The 14,828-nt window shown below is 66.4% G+C and carries 14 protein-coding genes; 8 read left to right on the forward strand and 6 right to left on the reverse strand.

Annotation, left to right across the window (positions count from 1 at the left end; all coding sequences use genetic code 11):
- Nucleotides 1–33: 33 nt before the first annotated feature.
- Together O5O43_RS00700 and O5O43_RS00705 are read right to left on the reverse strand one after the other, a co-directional pair.
- A complete protein-coding gene (locus tag O5O43_RS00700) occupies nucleotides 34–2,070 on the reverse strand; it encodes a TonB-dependent receptor (RefSeq protein WP_271085008.1) in 2,037 nt (678 codons plus the stop codon).
- A 121-nt stretch (nucleotides 2,071–2,191) separates the two neighbouring features.
- Nucleotides 2,192–2,782: a hypothetical protein gene (locus O5O43_RS00705; RefSeq protein WP_271085009.1), complete on the reverse strand. Its 591-nt coding sequence runs from the start codon at nucleotides 2,780–2,782 to the stop codon at nucleotides 2,192–2,194.
- A gap of 78 nt (nucleotides 2,783–2,860) precedes the next feature.
- Between O5O43_RS00705 and O5O43_RS00710 the strand changes: the two genes are divergently transcribed.
- On the forward strand, nucleotides 2,861–3,808 hold the full coding sequence (locus tag O5O43_RS00710; RefSeq protein WP_271085010.1) for a TraB/GumN family protein: 948 nt from the start codon (nucleotides 2,861–2,863) through the stop codon (nucleotides 3,806–3,808).
- Between the two features lie 441 nt (nucleotides 3,809–4,249).
- Nucleotides 4,250–5,614, forward strand: coding sequence for a hypothetical protein (locus O5O43_RS00715; protein WP_271085011.1), 1,365 nt, complete (start codon nucleotides 4,250–4,252; stop codon nucleotides 5,612–5,614).
- 117 nt (nucleotides 5,615–5,731) lie between these two features.
- Here the strand turns inward: O5O43_RS00715 and tldD are convergent, their stop codons facing one another.
- The 4 genes from tldD to O5O43_RS00735 all read right to left on the reverse strand — a co-directional run bounded on the left by tldD (nucleotide 5,732) and on the right by O5O43_RS00735 (nucleotide 9,102).
- On the reverse strand, nucleotides 5,732–7,162 hold the full coding sequence (tldD, locus tag O5O43_RS00720; protein WP_271085012.1) for a metalloprotease TldD: 1,431 nt from the start codon (nucleotides 7,160–7,162) through the stop codon (nucleotides 5,732–5,734).
- 175 nt (nucleotides 7,163–7,337) lie between these two features.
- Nucleotides 7,338–8,144: a DUF2807 domain-containing protein gene (locus O5O43_RS00725; RefSeq protein ID WP_271085013.1), complete on the reverse strand. Its 807-nt coding sequence runs from the start codon at nucleotides 8,142–8,144 to the stop codon at nucleotides 7,338–7,340.
- Nucleotides 8,141–8,734: a DUF1700 domain-containing protein gene (locus O5O43_RS00730; protein WP_271085014.1), complete on the reverse strand. Its 594-nt coding sequence runs from the start codon at nucleotides 8,732–8,734 to the stop codon at nucleotides 8,141–8,143. The genes O5O43_RS00725 and O5O43_RS00730 overlap by 4 nt, the downstream gene beginning before the upstream one ends.
- On the reverse strand, nucleotides 8,731–9,102 hold the full coding sequence (locus O5O43_RS00735; RefSeq protein WP_271085015.1) for a PadR family transcriptional regulator: 372 nt from the start codon (nucleotides 9,100–9,102) through the stop codon (nucleotides 8,731–8,733). Before O5O43_RS00735 ends, O5O43_RS00730 begins: the two co-directional genes overlap by 4 nt.
- A gap of 265 nt (nucleotides 9,103–9,367) precedes the next feature.
- Between O5O43_RS00735 and coxB the strand changes: the two genes are divergently transcribed.
- The 6 genes from coxB (at nucleotide 9,368) to O5O43_RS00765 (ending at nucleotide 14,820) form a co-directional block, all read left to right on the forward strand.
- A complete protein-coding gene (coxB, locus tag O5O43_RS00740) occupies nucleotides 9,368–10,375 on the forward strand; it encodes a cytochrome c oxidase subunit II (protein WP_271085016.1) in 1,008 nt (335 codons plus the stop codon).
- 19 nt (nucleotides 10,376–10,394) lie between these two features.
- On the forward strand, nucleotides 10,395–12,074 hold the full coding sequence (ctaD, locus tag O5O43_RS00745; protein WP_271085017.1) for a cytochrome c oxidase subunit I: 1,680 nt from the start codon (nucleotides 10,395–10,397) through the stop codon (nucleotides 12,072–12,074).
- Nucleotides 12,075–12,141: 67 nt separating this feature from the next.
- On the forward strand, nucleotides 12,142–13,104 hold the full coding sequence (gene cyoE / locus O5O43_RS00750) for a heme o synthase (protein WP_271085018.1): 963 nt from the start codon (nucleotides 12,142–12,144) through the stop codon (nucleotides 13,102–13,104).
- A 4-nt stretch (nucleotides 13,105–13,108) separates the two neighbouring features.
- Nucleotides 13,109–13,333, forward strand: a complete 225-nt coding sequence (locus tag O5O43_RS00755; RefSeq protein WP_271085019.1) for a hypothetical protein — start codon at nucleotides 13,109–13,111, stop codon at nucleotides 13,331–13,333.
- On the forward strand, nucleotides 13,333–13,887 hold the full coding sequence (locus O5O43_RS00760; RefSeq protein WP_271085020.1) for a cytochrome c oxidase assembly protein: 555 nt from the start codon (nucleotides 13,333–13,335) through the stop codon (nucleotides 13,885–13,887). Before O5O43_RS00755 ends, O5O43_RS00760 begins: the two co-directional genes overlap by 1 nt.
- A 60-nt stretch (nucleotides 13,888–13,947) precedes the next feature.
- On the forward strand, nucleotides 13,948–14,820 hold the full coding sequence (locus O5O43_RS00765) for a cytochrome c oxidase subunit 3 (RefSeq protein ID WP_271085021.1): 873 nt from the start codon (nucleotides 13,948–13,950) through the stop codon (nucleotides 14,818–14,820).
- The last annotated feature ends 8 nt before the right edge of the window (nucleotides 14,821–14,828 follow it).

Raw genomic sequence — 14,828 nt, forward strand, 5'->3', positions numbered from 1 at the left:
TCGCCGAAGGATCGCGGCGATGCAGCCCCCCGCTCAGAAGGTCTTGCGGACGCGGATCTGCCAGAAGGTCCGCGGGTCGATGGGGCGGAGCTCCACATAGTCGATCGGACGCGCCGGGGTGCGGTTGGCGAAGACGGTCCGCTCGACCAGGAAGTCGTTCCAGATATTGACCTTGACCATGACCGACAGGGTCGGCGTGGGCTTGTACTCGACGAAGCCCTCGAAATAGTCGCTGCCAGTGAAGCCCGAGGTCTGGTCCGGGTCGTAGGAGAACTGGCGCAGGCTGGCGAGGTAGGTGGCCGACCAGTTGATCTTCCAGCTGGTGATGTCCTGGGAGAGGGTGAAGCCGGGCTGCGACGGGCGGACCTGGGAGATGGGGCGTATCTCGCCGGTGGTCGGGTCGCGGACCTCGGTCTTGTTCCAGGTGTTGCGGAACTGGAACTGGCCGCCGGAGAAGCCGCTCCAGTCCAGCGGCACCACGACATTGACCGCCAGCTGGTCCAGGGTTCCGTCGCCGATGTTGCCGGTCGCCGACAGGTTGCCGGGCAGGGGCAGACGGTCGATCACGTCGATGATCTCGTCGTGGCGATAGCCGATGGAAACGATGCCGTCGCCGAGGAAGCGGCGCTCGTAGACGAGTTCGGAGATCCAGCGCTGTTCCGGCTCCAGGTCGACGTTGCCGCCGAACACCTGGTCGTCGCTGAGCTCGGCGGAGGCGGCGAAGTCGCCGAAATCAAGCTGGCCCAGCTCGCGCTCGAAGCGGAAGCGGACCTGGTTCTGGGGCATGGGGGTCCAGGTGACCTGGACGCGCGGCTTGGCGAAGAAGAAGCTCTTCTCCAGATCGGCGTCGCCGGACTGGCTGATGGTCGAGGCCTCCAGACGCAGGCCCCCTTCGACGGTTAGGTTGGGACGCACGCGCCAGGTGGCCTTGCCGAAGGCCTCGCCGCGCGTCTCCTCGACGGTGATCGAGGCGGACGGAAGCGGCACGTTGACCCCGCCCTGCAGGAAGGCCTGATCGACCGACAGCATGTTGTAGGCGACCTCGCCGCCGGCCTCGACGGTCATCGACGACGACCGCTCCCAGCGCAGGAGCGAGCGCAGGATGGTCTCGGAGGACTCGCCGGTGGATTCGAACCGCTGCTCGGGGCTGATGACGGCGCCGACCCGGTTGTTGGAGATCGAGGCGTTCTCGAACTCGCTCCATTCGTGGATGAAGCGCGTTTCCGAGGTCAGGCCGGTTCGGACCGGGCGGGTGAAGACCGCGCCGAGTTCGCCGCTGGTCCCTTCTTCATCGAAGGAGTTCTCACGCAGGATGTTGGGGCCGTCCTGGCGGCTCCACTGGCTGTAGTCGTTCTGGCCGATGCGGGCGGTCAGGTCGATCTTGCCGCCCAGGAAGGCGTTGGCGTAGTTGCCGCGAATGCCCTGGCCGCCGCCGTGCTGGTCGTTGAAATAGCCTTCGTCGCGCAGGATCGTCCCGTCGGGACGGCGGCGGATGACGCGGCCCACGCCGTTGGCGTCGCTGATCGAGACGCCGTCCGACAGGGTGAAGCCCATGATCCGGTCACCGTCGCGGGCGGTGAACTGGTAGGAGCCGTTCGCTGCGTCGCGGCCGCCCTCGAACAGGAAGGCCGTTCCGGTGACGATCGACTCGCGGCTGGACTGGGTCTTGGTGATGACGTTCACGACCACCGAATAGCCCTGCATGTCGATGCCCGGGGCGCCGCCGCGGACGAGTTCGATGCGCTCGACCTGGGCGACCAGGGTCCGGCCGAGGACCGAGGAGCCGGTGTCGTTCTTGGACGCCGGACGGGCGCCGTTGATCAGGATGTTGCCGACCGCGCCTTCGAAGCCGCGCGAACCGTCCCCGTCCTGAACCGAGAAGCCGGGGACCCGGTTGACCATATCGAGGGCCGTGTTCGGGCGCTGGGCGGCGAAGAAGTCCGGGGTGAAGACCAGGACACCCTGCTGGCTGGCCTCGGCCGTCGGTTGCGGCGCCGGCGCGGTCTGGGCGACAGCCCCGCCGGCGGTGAACAGAATGGCCGTCGTGGCCAGAAGAATGGTCTTGGTCATCGCCTGGGGTTCCCCTCGTTGCTGGTGAGAGGTGTGACGACCCGACGTATTCATCTCCAGTTACAAGCTGGACAGGTGGATTACATCTTCGACAGCATTACAGCGGCGCAATCTTCGTGGCTTATTCCGACGAATACTGAACAGTCGAACTGACGTCATTCACGGGCGCGACGGCTGCACTTCGGGCCTCTTCGGCCTGCAGTTGCTTCCAGCGTTCGGCGCGCTCGGCGGCGTAATCGCGGCGGGGGCCGTCGAAGCCGAAGGAGCGAGAGCCGTCGCCGAGCGGATCGCGAGGCGGCGTCGACCTGGTGACCTCGACGACGCGCGTATCGCTGACCGGGGTGGGCATAGGCATGCGCGGGGTCGGGTCGCCCAGGGATTCGTCGCCGATCCAGGCCGGGGGCGGGAGGGTGTCGTCCATGCGCGTCTCGGGAACCCGCTCCAGCACAGCCCGATCGAAGCCGTCGTTGAGCATCCCGACCTCCATGGTCGAGCCGGGATCGACGGTCGGCTCCACCGGGGGCACGAGGGCGATGGAGAGGGTGTCACCCAAGGCGTGACTGGTCCTGGACCCCCCGAATGCGAAGGCCCCGGCGCCCAGAACGCCGACCGCGGCGACGACGGCGAGGCCGAAACGGACGTCGGTGCGGTTGAACGGGTGGGCCATGTCGGAGACCTTGTGACGGAGGACGTGACGGAAACACAGGGGCATGCGCGCCGGTTCCGCCCTGCCGCCACGGTTGAGCCACATCGCCTTCTGATGGTGGAGTGAGTGGAGAGGGAATCGAACATGCGGACATGGCTGACGGGACTGGCGCTGATCACGGCGCTGGCGGGGACGACCCCGGTCTGGGCCCAGGAGACGCAGGAAGATCGGGTCGAGGATATCGTCGTCACCGCCCGTCGCGCCGGTGCGCCGATGTGGACGGTGGAGCGGGGCTCTTCGACCGTCATCCTCGTGGGGGCGATCCGTGGCGTGCCCGAGGGGACGCCCTGGGATCCGGCCGCGCTGGAGGCCGCCACCGCGCGGTCCCAGCACGTGATGGCCGGCACCGGCGTTCGCGGGTCCGTGAGCGATCTGTTCCGCGTCATCTGGCGGATGCGGAGCCTCACGAGCCTGCCGAACGGGACCACCTCGGCGGACTATCTCGAGCCGGAGTGGCAGGCGCGGCTGGACGCCATCGAAGCGCGCACGGGCAAGGACTACAGCCGCCGAAGCTTCCTTCTGGCGCCCGGTGATCTGCTTCGCGACGCCGCCGGGTTCGGAGAGGACACGACGGACGATCCGACGGCGGTCGTGCGCCGGGCGGCGCGGTCGGCTCGGACGCCCGTGCGCCCAGTGGAGCCCGAGACGCGTGGGAACCAGCTGATCGAAGACCTTCTGAACGCCCCGCCCGCAACGCGGCTCGTCTGCATGCACGCTGCGATCCAGGCGGCGGAGGCCGGGCCGGAGGCGGTGTTGGCGCGAGGGCGAGCCTGGACCCGGCTCCAGGTCGCCGAGGTGATGGCGTCTCCGATCCAGCAGGCGCTGGAACAGTGCTGGCCTTGGGGCGACCCGGCCCTCGGCCCGCCAATGAGAGCGGCCTGGGTCGGGGCCATCGACACGGCGCTCAGCGAGCCCGGGGTGGCCATGGCGGTCGCGCCCTTGGGCCTTCTGGCCGAGCCGGGCGGGGTGCTGGACCAGTTGGAGGCGGATGGGCTGGACGTGCGCGGGCCGGACTGGAAGGCGGAAAACTGAGCGGACCGAAAACTCCGTCCTACCCGGTGAACCTCATCGGATGTCGAAGACTGCAACCCCGGAGCCTGGACGCACGTGGCGTCAGCGTCGGTCACAGGTCGGTCGGCGCTTGCCGAATGATGCGGAGCGGTGTCCGGTTTCGGGCTGAACCCTCACGTCCGCTCTCGACCCATGGTAGACATTGGGCAGGTCTGCTTGCAGGCAGCCTCGACTGATCGCACCTCGCGGAGAGCCGCACAGAGTGGGCGACCCATGCAGTGCAAGGGGCCGACGTGAAAGCCGTCGCCCCCCTCGGACCAGCCTTCGCTCGCCCAGACTAGAGACCTTTGGCTGACAGGCTCGTGCACCAAAGTTTCGAGGCGCAGAACTCTTTCAACTGCTGCTAATCCCGCCTAGTAACGGCGTTTTACTAGGGGGAGTGAGATGGGAAACGGAAGATTCTTGAAGGGGGTGCATCTGGCGAGGAAAAGCCGTGCTTTCATCGCTTTCGGTCTCGCGGCGATGGCCGTGTTTGGTGCCGGTGGAGTGGAGGCACAGACCATCAGTGAGTTCCGCCTCCGCGGACCTGGCGGCGCCAACGACGAGTACGTTCGGGTTTCGAATGAAACAACTACGCCCATTACGGTAGTGGCTTCATCTGGTACCGGCTGGGCGATTGCTGCGTCTGATGGCGTGGTCCGCTGCACCATACCAAACGGTACTGTTCTCCCGGCGGGTGGTTCATTCTTGTGCGCTAATTCGGGTGCGTTCTCTCTCGCCGCAAATCCTTCGGGATCGCCAGATGCGACCTTCACCACGGACATCGTGGACAACGCCGGGATCGCTCTTTTCAACAACGACACTGGCGGTGGAAGCTTTACGTTAGCCAACCGCATGGACGCGGTCGGATCCACGTCAGAAGCGAACACACTGTATCGGGAAGGCGCCGGCTACTCAGCCCTCACGCCGTTCTCGATAGACTATGCCCTTACACGCGACCGCTGCGGTAAGCAGGGTTCGATCACTAGCTTCGCTGCGTGTACGTCTCCCGGTAGAGCCATGGACACCGGCAACAACAGCACCGATTTTATCTTTGTCGACACCAACGGCACCTCAGCCGGTGCAGGGCAACGCTTGGGTGCTCCTGGTCCGTCGAACCTGGCTGCCCCTGTCGCCGCCGGGGCACCGTTTTCCAATGCGCTGATCGACAGCTGCAGCGCTCTGAATGCGTCTCCCAATCTTGTCACTGATCCAACGTCGACGCCTGCCCAAAACTCGACCTTTGGCACGCTGGACATTCGTCGCACATTCACGAACACGTCGGGCCAACCCATCACGCGGCTCCGGTTTCGGGTGATTGATTTGACCACGTTCCCCGCGCCAGCCGGGATCGCTGATCTCCGACCAAGAACATCCAGCGATCTGGTGGTTACCGTCGATCGTGCCCCATGCGGTGCCGGCACTACCAACATTACGGTGTTCGGAACCACACTCGACCAGCCACCATCCCAGCCCAATGGCGGCGGTTTCAACACTACCTTGTCAGTGCCCTCGGTGACTGTGGGGACTCCGCTCGCCCCCGGGGCTTCCATTGACGTCCGCTTCCTCCTCGGAGTTCAACAGTCTGGTGCATCTCGTTTCGCAGTCGTCGCTGAAGGTTTCCCTGCTGGCGGTGGGATTTTCGAGTTCTGCGATGGCGCAGGCTGCGCGGCGCCGACCGTCCCTGCCCCCGTCCCGACCATGACGGAGTGGGCGATGTTCCTGTTCGGTTTGATCCTGGCGGGCGGGGCAGCGCTTCTTATCCAGCGTCGACGCCTCATCGCCTAACAATCTAAACCTGACCTGAGCGGCCCTGCTCGTGACGGCGGGGCCGTTTTTATGTCTGCCTTCCACCCATCTCAGACCCGCGAAGAATCTGCTGTCGAGAATGGGCAGGGGGTCGTTTCAGACCGCCGTGCCGCCGACCGTCAGGCCGCCGATCTTGAGCGAGGGCTGGCCGATGCCGACCGGGACGCCTTGCCCCGCCTTGCCGCAGACGCCCACGCCGGGGTCGAAGGCGAAGTCGTCGCCGATCATGGAGACATTGGTCAGGGCCGTGGCGCCGTCGCCGATCAGGGTCGCGCCACGCACCGGGGCGGTGATCTTGCCGTCCTCGATCAGATAGGCCTCGGTGCACTGGAAGACGAATTTGCCGTTGGTGATGTCCACCTGTCCGCCGCCGAAATTCGCCGCATAGAGGCCGCGCTTCGTCGAGGCGATCATGTCGGCCTTCGAATCCTTGCCGCCCTCCATGAAGGTGTTGGTCATGCGGGGCATGGGCTGGTGGGCGAAGGACTGGCGACGGCCGTTGCCGGTGGCGCGCTGGCCCAGCTGACGCGCCGAGAGACGGTCGTTCATCAGGCCCACCATGATGCCGTCCTCGATCAGGACGGTGCGGGAGGTCGGTGTGCCCTCGTCATCCACGCTGAGCGAGCCTCTGCGGCCGGCGATGGAGCCGTCGTCGACGATGGTGACACCGGGGGCGGCGACGCGCTGGCCCATCATCCCGGTGAAGACGGATGAGCCCTTACGGTGGAAGTCGCCTTCGAAGCCGTGGCCGATGGCTTCGTGCAGCAGGACGCCGGGCCAGCCGGCGGCGAGGACCACGTCCATCTCTCCGGCGGGGCAGTCGACGGCTTCGAGGTTGACCAGGGCGCCGCGCAGGGCCTCGTCCACCTGGGCCTGCCAGCGTTCGGGCTGGATCCAGGTCTCGAACCCGGCCCGGCCGCCGGCGCCCGAGGACATGGTCTCGCGACGGCCGTCCTTCTCCACCGTGATGGAGACATTGAAGCGGACGAGTGGGCGGACGTCCTGAACCTTGAGCGCGTCGGCGCGCAGGATTTCGATGGCGCGGCGCTCGCCGACGATGGAGGCCGAGACCTGGACCACGCGGGGATCGCGGGCGCGGGCCCAGGCGTCGATCTCCTGCAGCAGCGCGATCTTGTCGGAGAAGGCGGGCGAGGCGAGGGGATCGACCGCGTCGTAGAGCTTCTGGTTGGTGGCGCGGGGGCCTTCGGCGGTGACGCCCGCATGGCCGGACTTGGCGAGGGCGGCCGAGTCGGCGGCGCGGCGGAGGGCGGCGGCCGAAATCTCGTTGGCGTGGGCGTAGCCGGCGGTCTCTCCGGCGACGACGCGCAGGCCGAAGCCCTCGGTGGCGTCATAGGCGGCGGATTTCAGGCGGCCGTCGTCGAAGACGAGCGATTCGGATTCGGAGCGTTCGAGGAAGAGCTCGCCGTCGTCCGCCCCGCGCAGGGCTCTCTGGAGGATGGAGAGGGCTTCGTCGGGATCGACGCCGGACGTTTCGAGGAGCGGCGGCGGGGGCGTGTGCAGGGTCATGGGACACAGGTAGGCGCTTGGGCCTCGCGCGCCAATCCTCCCCCGAGGGGGAGGGGGACCACGAAGTGGTGGAGGGGGCCGGCCGCAGACACCGTGTCTGAGGCGAGCCCCCTCCGTCGCTACGCTTCGCTTCGCGCCACCTCCCCCGGTGGGCGAGGATCTGTTGATAGCGGCATTACTCGCTCGAAGGACGTTCCGCAGCGGGGTAGTCCACGTCGCCCGAGCCCGAGATGTCGGAGTTCACCGTCGCGGGGCGGGTGGTCAGATCCACGTCGCCGGAGCCCGAGATCGAGATATCGGCCTTGCCGGTCGGGGCGACGGTGGCGTCTCCCGACCCTGCGATGGCGACATTGGCGTCGGTGGTGACGAGCGAACCGAGATCGGCGTCGCCTGATCCCGAGATGTCGACTTCCAGGGCGCGGGTGCGGCCGGTGGCCGAGACCTCGCCCGAACCCGAGATGTCGATCGACAGGGTGTCCTGGTCGTAGTTCCGCAGGTGGACGTTGGCCGAACCCTCGACGTTGAAGCTGTTCACGTTCGGGGCGGTGACGACGATCTTCACCTCTTCCGAATGGACCCAGATGCCGCGGCCGCCGTTGCGCCGTCCGAAGACGACGGTCTCGTGGTTCGGGCCGTCGCGGTCCTCCCAGGTCAGGCGGCCGTCCACGAGGCGGACGCGCTCGACCAAGTTGGCCGGGCCGGTGACGGTGACGCTCGCGGTGTCGCCCTGGACGTAGTCGACGTCGGCCGAGAGATCGACGGTCAGGGTCTGGCCCCCGCTCCATTCGATCGTGCGGGTGGTGTCGGGGCCGCGCGTGCCGTCGTCGCGTTCGAAGCGGACGGTGTCGCCGTCACGGTCGTGGAAGGTCCACTCCCAGCCGTGGCGGGCCATGTCGCGGCCTCCGAGGGCGAAGGCGCCGGCGAGGGAGGCCGTGGCCAGGACAAGCCCGGCGACGGTGATGATGAGCAGGGTCCGGATCATGCGCGATCTCCCAGGGCGACGGCGTTGTGTTCAGGCTCGAGCGCGGGCTTGAGCAGGCGATAGTGAAGGCGGGCGAACCAGACGATGGCGTTGACCAGGCCGATGGTGGCGATGGCCAGGACCGCACCGGCCGAGGCGGCGCCGGCCATCAGGCCGAGACCGGTCAGGATCGCGGCGCCGGCGCCGCCCGGGACGTCCAGGAAGGGGCCGCCGACCATGATGCCGCCGCCAGTGATGAAGACGGCGATGACGGCGATGCCGATGCCGAACATGGCCCCGATCACCCCCATCAGGATGGGCAGGAGGATCAGGATGTCGATCGCGCCCAGACCCAGGACCGCGAAGACGGCGGCGGCGGCGGCGGACGGGTTCTTCTCCTGGCGCCAACGCTGCGCACTTGTTTCGGCGCGGAGTTCACGGGCCAGACGGGTCGGATCGCCGAGAGCGGCGGCCACTTCGGCCTCCGAACGACCGGCGGCGGCGCCGTCTTCGAAATGGGTCTCGTAGTCGGAGACGATCTCGGCGGCGACCGACATCGGCAGGCCGACGAGGCCCTGTCTCAGGCGACTGAGGAATTCTGTGCGGGTCATGCGGGCTCTCCAGGCTCGGCGACGGCGGAAACGGCAGGCAGGGGGGGCGCATCGGAGACGATGGCGTCCACGGCCCGGGTGAAATGGGTCCACTCCGCCGACTGGGCGGCCAGGGCGTCGCGACCGGCCGGGCTGAGCCGGTAGTATTTGCGCGACGGGCCCGACGATGATTCGACCAGATAGGTCTCGACCAGGCCGTCGGTCTGCATCCGGCGCATGAGCGGGTAGATGGTGCCCTCGCCCATGTCGATCGCGTCCGACAGCCGGCTGGCGATCTCGTAGGCATAGCTGTCGGCGCGGGCCAACAGAGCCAGGACGCAAAGCCCCAGCACCCCCTTCTTCAACTGAATCTCTATGGTTTCCGGCATTCCGAACACCTCCTTTGATAATCGGAGGCTATGGCAAGGTATCTTGCGGCGCAAGGTAGCTGGTCAAACATGACAGCGATTTAAGGAACGGGGTTCGCCGCAGCTTCGCCACGAAATCGCACATGCGGCGCCTGATCGCTTGGCAACCGCGAGAGGGGGAGATATGGACCGGCGCTGAAACGCCGTGTCTCCAGAGAGTCCGGCCAAGACTTTGCGAGTGGATCGCAACGACTTGATGCAGATGACTTTGATGAGGATTTCTCGCATGGGACTGGGCACCCGAGCCCTGAGCAAGATGGGCGGCGCTTTCGCCACCGCGTCGCTCGCCGTCTTCTTCGCCACGCCGACGTGGGCGCAGGACCTGATGGGTCAGCCGACGCCGGGCGGCATCGCGCTGCAGCCGGCCGCCTCGCCGCTGAAGCACGAGGCGCACATGTTCCACGATGCCATCCTGCTGCCGATCATCACCGCCATCTGCGTGCTGGTGCTGGGCCTGCTGGTCTGGATCGTGATCCGCTACAACGCCAAGGCCAATCCAGTCCCGGCCAAGTGGAGCCACAACACCCTGATCGAGATCATCTGGACGGTCGTCCCGGTGATGATCCTGGTGGGCATCTCGCTGTTCTCGTTCCGCCTGCTGTTCGCCTATCACGACATGCCGACGCCGGACCTGACGGTGAAGGCCACGGGCAACCAGTGGAACTGGGCCTATGAGTACCCGGACCAGGGCATCGCCGAATACATCTCGGCCATGCTGCCGGAAGACGAGGCCCGCGCTCAAAACGTTCCGTACCGCCTGGCCGCCGACGAGCCGATCGTGGTGCCGGTCGGCAAGACCGTCCGCGTGCTGGTGACGGCCGCCGACGTGATCCACGCCTTCGCCCTGCCGGCCTTCGGTCTGAAGACCGACGCCGTCCCGGGCCGCGTCAACGAAACCTGGTTCCGCGCCGAACGCACCGGCGTCTTCTACGGCCAGTGCTCGGAACTCTGCGGCGTCGACCACGCCTTCATGCCGATCCAGATCAATGTCGTGACCGAGGCCGAGTTCGCCGCCTGGGTCGCCTCCAAGGGCGGCTCCATGACGCCGAAGACGGCCGAGGCCGCTCCGGGCGGCACGACCGCCCAGGTCGCCGCCGGCACGACCGGTGCGGCCACGGCGACCGACGCCGCCGCTGCCGCGACGGGCGCGGGCGAAATCCCGACGGCCCAGACCGCCACGACCCCCACCGCTCCTGCTGCGACGGCTCCGGCCGCCGCTCCGGCCGCCCAGTAACCGCGAGCCAGAGACCGACATGGCCACCGACATCACCGCAGACACCCACGCAACGCCGGGCCACGACGCCCACGCCGAGCACGACCACAAGCCGGGCTTCTTCACCCGCTGGTTCCTGTCCACCAACCACAAGGACATCGGCACGCTCTATCTGCTGTTCGCCATCATGGCGGGCATCGTGGGCGGCTTCCTGTCGGGCCTGATCCGTCTGGAACTGGCCGAGCCGGGCATCCAGTATTTCGTCGAAGGCGGCCTGATCCAGCAACTGGGCATCGTCGAGGCGTCCAAGCACGGCTACAACGTCACCGTCACGGCCCACGCCCTGATCATGATCTTCTTCATGGTCATGCCCGCCATGATCGGCGGCTTCGGCAACTGGTTCGTGCCGATCATGATCGGCGCGCCGGACATGGCCTTCCCGCGCATGAACAACATCTCCTTCTGGCTGCTGGTCGCGGCCTGGGTGCTGCTGTGCCTATCGATGTTCGTCGACGGCGGTCCGGGCAAGGGCTTCGGCGGCGGCTGGACCATCTATCCGCCGCTCTCCACCGTCGGCCACACCGGTCCGGCCATGGACCTGGCGATCTTTTCGCTGCACGTCGCGGGCGCCTCGTCGATCCTGGGCGCGATCAACTTCATCACGACCATCTTCAACATGCGTGCGCCGGGCATGACGCTTCACCGCATGCCGCTGTTCGCCTGGTCGGTGCTGATCACCGCCTTCCTGCTCTTGCTGTCGCTGCCCGTTCTGGCCGGCGCCATCACCATGCTGCTGACGGACCGCAACTTCGGCACCCACTTCTTTGACCCGGCCGGCGGCGGCGACCCCGTGATGTTCCAGCACCTGTTCTGGTTCTTCGGTCACCCCGAGGTGTACATCCTGATCTTGCCCGGCTTCGGCATCATCTCGCACATCGTCTCGACCTTCTCGAAGAAGCCCGTCTTCGGCTACCTCGCCATGGCCTACGCCATGGTCGCCATCGGCTTCGTCGGCTTCATCGTGTGGGCGCACCACATGTATACGGTCGGCATGAGCGTGAACCTGCGCGCCTACTTCATCGCCGCCACCATGATCATCGCCGTGCCCACGGGCGTGAAGATCTTCAGCTGGATCGCGACGATGTGGGGCGGCTCGATCAGCTTCAAGACGCCCATGCTGTGGGCCATCGGCTTCATCTTCCTGTTCACCGTCGGCGGCGTGACCGGCGTGGTCCTGTCGAACGCCGGCATCGATTACAGCCTGCACGACACCTATTACGTGGTCGCCCACTTCCACTACGTGCTGTCGCTGGGCGCCGTGTTCGCGATCTTCGCCGGCTTCTACTACTGGTTCGAGAAGATGTTCGGCGTGAAGTACAACGAGTTCCTGGGCGCCACGCACTTCTGGATCATGTTCGTCGGCGTCAACATCGTCTTCTTCCCCCAGCACTTCCTGGGCCTGCAGGGCATGCCGCGCCGCTACATCGACTATCCGGAAGCCTATTCGCTGTGGAACCACGTTTCCTCGGTCGGCTATGCGATCACCGTCGTTGGCGTCGGCGTCTTCCTGATCATGCTTCTGGAAGCCGCCATCCGTCGCCGCCCGGGCGTCGCCAACCCCTGGGGTGAAGGCGCCACGACGCTGGAGTGGACCCTGTCCTCGCCGCCGCCGCACCACCAGTTCAACGAACTGCCGGTGGTGAAGGGCGACGATCACTAAGCCGCCAACGTCCTTGCACAAGGATCAGGGCCGCCTCCCGACCCCGGGAGGCGGCCCCTCTCATTTGATGACCCAAGCTGAAGCTCAGACCCCGTCCACCACCCAGCCGGAAGACTTCTTCCAGCTTCTGAAGCCGCGCGTCATGTCGCTGGTGGTGTTCACGGCCGCGACGGGCCTCGTCGTCGCGCCGGGCGCGATCAACCCGATCGTGGCCGCCATCGCCATCCTGTGCATCGCCATCGGCGCGGGCGCAGCGGGCGCGCTCAACATGGCCATCGAGGGCGAGACCGACGCCTTGATGCGGCGCACGCGGGGTCGTCCCGTCGCCGCCGGTCGGCTGAAGCGCAACGACGCCATCGCCTTCGGCATCGTGCTGTCGGTCTTCTCGGTCATGCTTCTCGGCATGAACACCAACTGGTTCGCGGCCGGGCTGCTGGCCATGACCATCGTCTACTACGCCGTCTTCTACACGATGATGCTGAAGCGCCGGACGCCCCAGAACATCGTCATCGGCGGCGCGGCCGGGGCGTTTCCGCCCGTGATCGGCTGGGCCGCCGCGACCGGATCGGCCCCGTGGCAGGCTTGGCTGCTGTTCGCCATCATCTTCCTGTGGACCCCGCCGCACTCCTGGGCGCTGGCCCTCTATTCGGCCGGCGACTACGCCAAGGCGGGCATTCCGATGATGCCGGTGGCGCGGGGCGCCAAATCGACCCGTCTTCAGATCCTGATCTACAGCCTGATCTTCGTGCCGGTTGCGATCGCGCCGGGCTTCGTGGGGCTTGGCGGGACCATCTATCAGGTGGTGTCAGTCGTCGGCGGCCTGGGCTTCCTGGGCCTGGCCGCACGCCTGTGGCGCTCACGCGCCGGGGATGCGCCGGACAAGGCCGAGGCCGTGGGACGCGAAGCCGCATTGTACGACGTGCGCGCCGAGGCCAAACCGGCCCGCAATCTTTTCGCCTTCTCGATCCTGTATCTGATGGCCCTGTTCGCGGCCCTTCTGGTCGAGAGCTTCGTCGTTTCCGGAGCCTGAGTTCATGCCCGCCCCCCAATACCTAACGCCCGAACAGCTGGCCGCCCGTAACAAGCGCAGCCTGTGGATCGCCCTCGGTCTGGTCGCCTTCATCGTGCTGATCTTCACCACCACCTTCATGCGGATGCAGGCCAATCTGGCGGCGCGAAAGGAGATGGATCGCTCGATGGCCGCCTCCGCGCCCCAGATGCCGACACAGACGCCGCAAATGGCCGAGGCCTCCAACTGATGGCCGCGCCCCGGTCCGCCAAACTCGTCGCCATGATCTGCGCCGGCGTCGTGGTGACCATGACCGGCGCGGCCTTCGCGGCGGTGCCGCTGTATCGAATGTTCTGCCAGGTCACCGGCTTCAACGGCACGACGATGAAGGCCGACAAGGCCTCGGACGTCGTGCTGGATCGAACCGTCAATATCCGTTTCGACACCAATGTCCGGGGTCTGCCCATGGTGTTCAAGGCGGAACAGACGACCCAGCGCGTCCGCATCGGCGAGACGGGCATCGCCTATTTCGACGTCACCAACACCTCTGACAAGCCCATCCTGGCGCGCGCCAGCTACAACGTCGTGCCCGAGCAGACGGGGGCCTATTTCCAGAAGCTGCAGTGCTTCTGCTTCGACGATCAGACGATCGGCGCGGGCGAGACCAAGCAGTTCCCGATGCAGTATTTCGTCGCGCCCGAGATGGTCGACGACCCCGAGGTCGACGGCGTGACCGAGATCACGCTGAGCTACACATTCTATCCCGTGTCGGAAGACAACGCTTCCAGCACTGGCGCGGGCTGAACACCGACGCTATAGCCCGTTCAAACTTCTCTTCTCTCGCCGATTCAGAGACACAGACGCATGGCCCACGCCGCTCCGCATCACGACTACCACCTGGTCGATCCCAGCCCCTACCCGCTGGTGGCGTCCATTGCGACGACCGTCATGATGGTCGGCGCCGTGACCTGGATGAAGGGCCTGTTCGGCCTGCCGGAAGGCACGTCGTGGCTGTTCTTCGCCGGTCTCGCGGGCGTGCTGTACTCGGCCTTCGGCTGGTGGTCGGACGTGATCAAGGAAAGCCGCGCCGGCGACCACACCCCGGTCGTGTCGATCGGCCTTCGCTACGGCATGGTGCTGTTCATCGCCTCTGAAGTGATGTTCTTCGCCGCCTTCTTCTGGATGTTCTTCGAGATGGCGGTCTTCAACGAGGCCCGCGCCCACATCCCGGAAATCTCCAACTGGGCCGACACGGCCGCCGCCTGGTCGACCTGGCCGCCGAAGGGGGTCGAGGTTCTGGACCCGTGGCAACTGCCGCTGCTGAACACCGTCATCCTGCTGCTCTCGGGCACGACCGTGACCTGGGCTCACCACGCCCTCCAGGTGGGCGATCGCAACGGCGCCAAGCTGGGCCTGATCATCACCGTGGCCCTGGGCATCCTGTTCACCTCGGTGCAGGCCTACGAATACCACCACATCATCCACGAGAACCTGTTCTTCAACGAGGAAGCCGCCAACTCGGGCCTGTACGGTTCGATCTTCTTCATGGCCACGGGCTTCCACGGTTTCCACGTCCTCCTGGGCACCATCTTCCTGGCCGTCTGCCTGATGCGCCTGCTGGCAGGCCAGTTCACGCCGGAGAAGCATTTCGGCTTTGAAGCCGCCGCCTGGTACTGGCATTTCGTGGACGTGGTCTGGCTGTTCCTGTTCGCCTTCGTCTATGTGACGTTCGGCTAAGGACGGCG

Source organism: Brevundimonas sp. NIBR11 (genome assembly GCF_027912535.1).
In the GTDB taxonomy this organism is placed as follows: Bacteria; Pseudomonadota; Alphaproteobacteria; order Caulobacterales; family Caulobacteraceae; genus Brevundimonas.

What these genes read in the sequence shown, in the direction of transcription:
- O5O43_RS00755 (WP_271085019.1), top strand. Translation starts at nt 13,109, where the DNA reads ATGCCCGCCCCCCAATACCTAACGCCCGAACAGCTGGCCGCCCGTAAC.
- O5O43_RS00765 (WP_271085021.1), top strand. Translation starts at nt 13,948, where the DNA reads ATGGCCCACGCCGCTCCGCATCACGACTACCACCTGGTCGATCCCAGC.
- O5O43_RS00760 (WP_271085020.1), top strand. Translation starts at nt 13,333, where the DNA reads ATGGCCGCGCCCCGGTCCGCCAAACTCGTCGCCATGATCTGCGCCGGC.
- coxB (WP_271085016.1), top strand. Translation starts at nt 9,368, where the DNA reads ATGGGACTGGGCACCCGAGCCCTGAGCAAGATGGGCGGCGCTTTCGCC.
- O5O43_RS00730 (WP_271085014.1), bottom strand. Translation starts at nt 8,734, where the DNA reads ATGACCCGCACAGAATTCCTCAGTCGCCTGAGACAGGGCCTCGTCGGC.
- O5O43_RS00705 (WP_271085009.1), bottom strand. Translation starts at nt 2,782, where the DNA reads ATGCCCCTGTGTTTCCGTCACGTCCTCCGTCACAAGGTCTCCGACATG.
- O5O43_RS00725 (WP_271085013.1), bottom strand. Translation starts at nt 8,144, where the DNA reads ATGATCCGGACCCTGCTCATCATCACCGTCGCCGGGCTTGTCCTGGCC.
- O5O43_RS00700 (WP_271085008.1), bottom strand. Translation starts at nt 2,070, where the DNA reads ATGACCAAGACCATTCTTCTGGCCACGACGGCCATTCTGTTCACCGCC.
- O5O43_RS00735 (WP_271085015.1), bottom strand. Translation starts at nt 9,102, where the DNA reads ATGCCGGAAACCATAGAGATTCAGTTGAAGAAGGGGGTGCTGGGGCTT.
- ctaD (WP_271085017.1), top strand. Translation starts at nt 10,395, where the DNA reads ATGGCCACCGACATCACCGCAGACACCCACGCAACGCCGGGCCACGAC.
- O5O43_RS00710 (WP_271085010.1), top strand. Translation starts at nt 2,861, where the DNA reads ATGCGGACATGGCTGACGGGACTGGCGCTGATCACGGCGCTGGCGGGG.
- tldD (WP_271085012.1), bottom strand. Translation starts at nt 7,162, where the DNA reads ATGACCCTGCACACGCCCCCGCCGCCGCTCCTCGAAACGTCCGGCGTC.
- cyoE (WP_271085018.1), top strand. Translation starts at nt 12,142, where the DNA reads ATGACCCAAGCTGAAGCTCAGACCCCGTCCACCACCCAGCCGGAAGAC.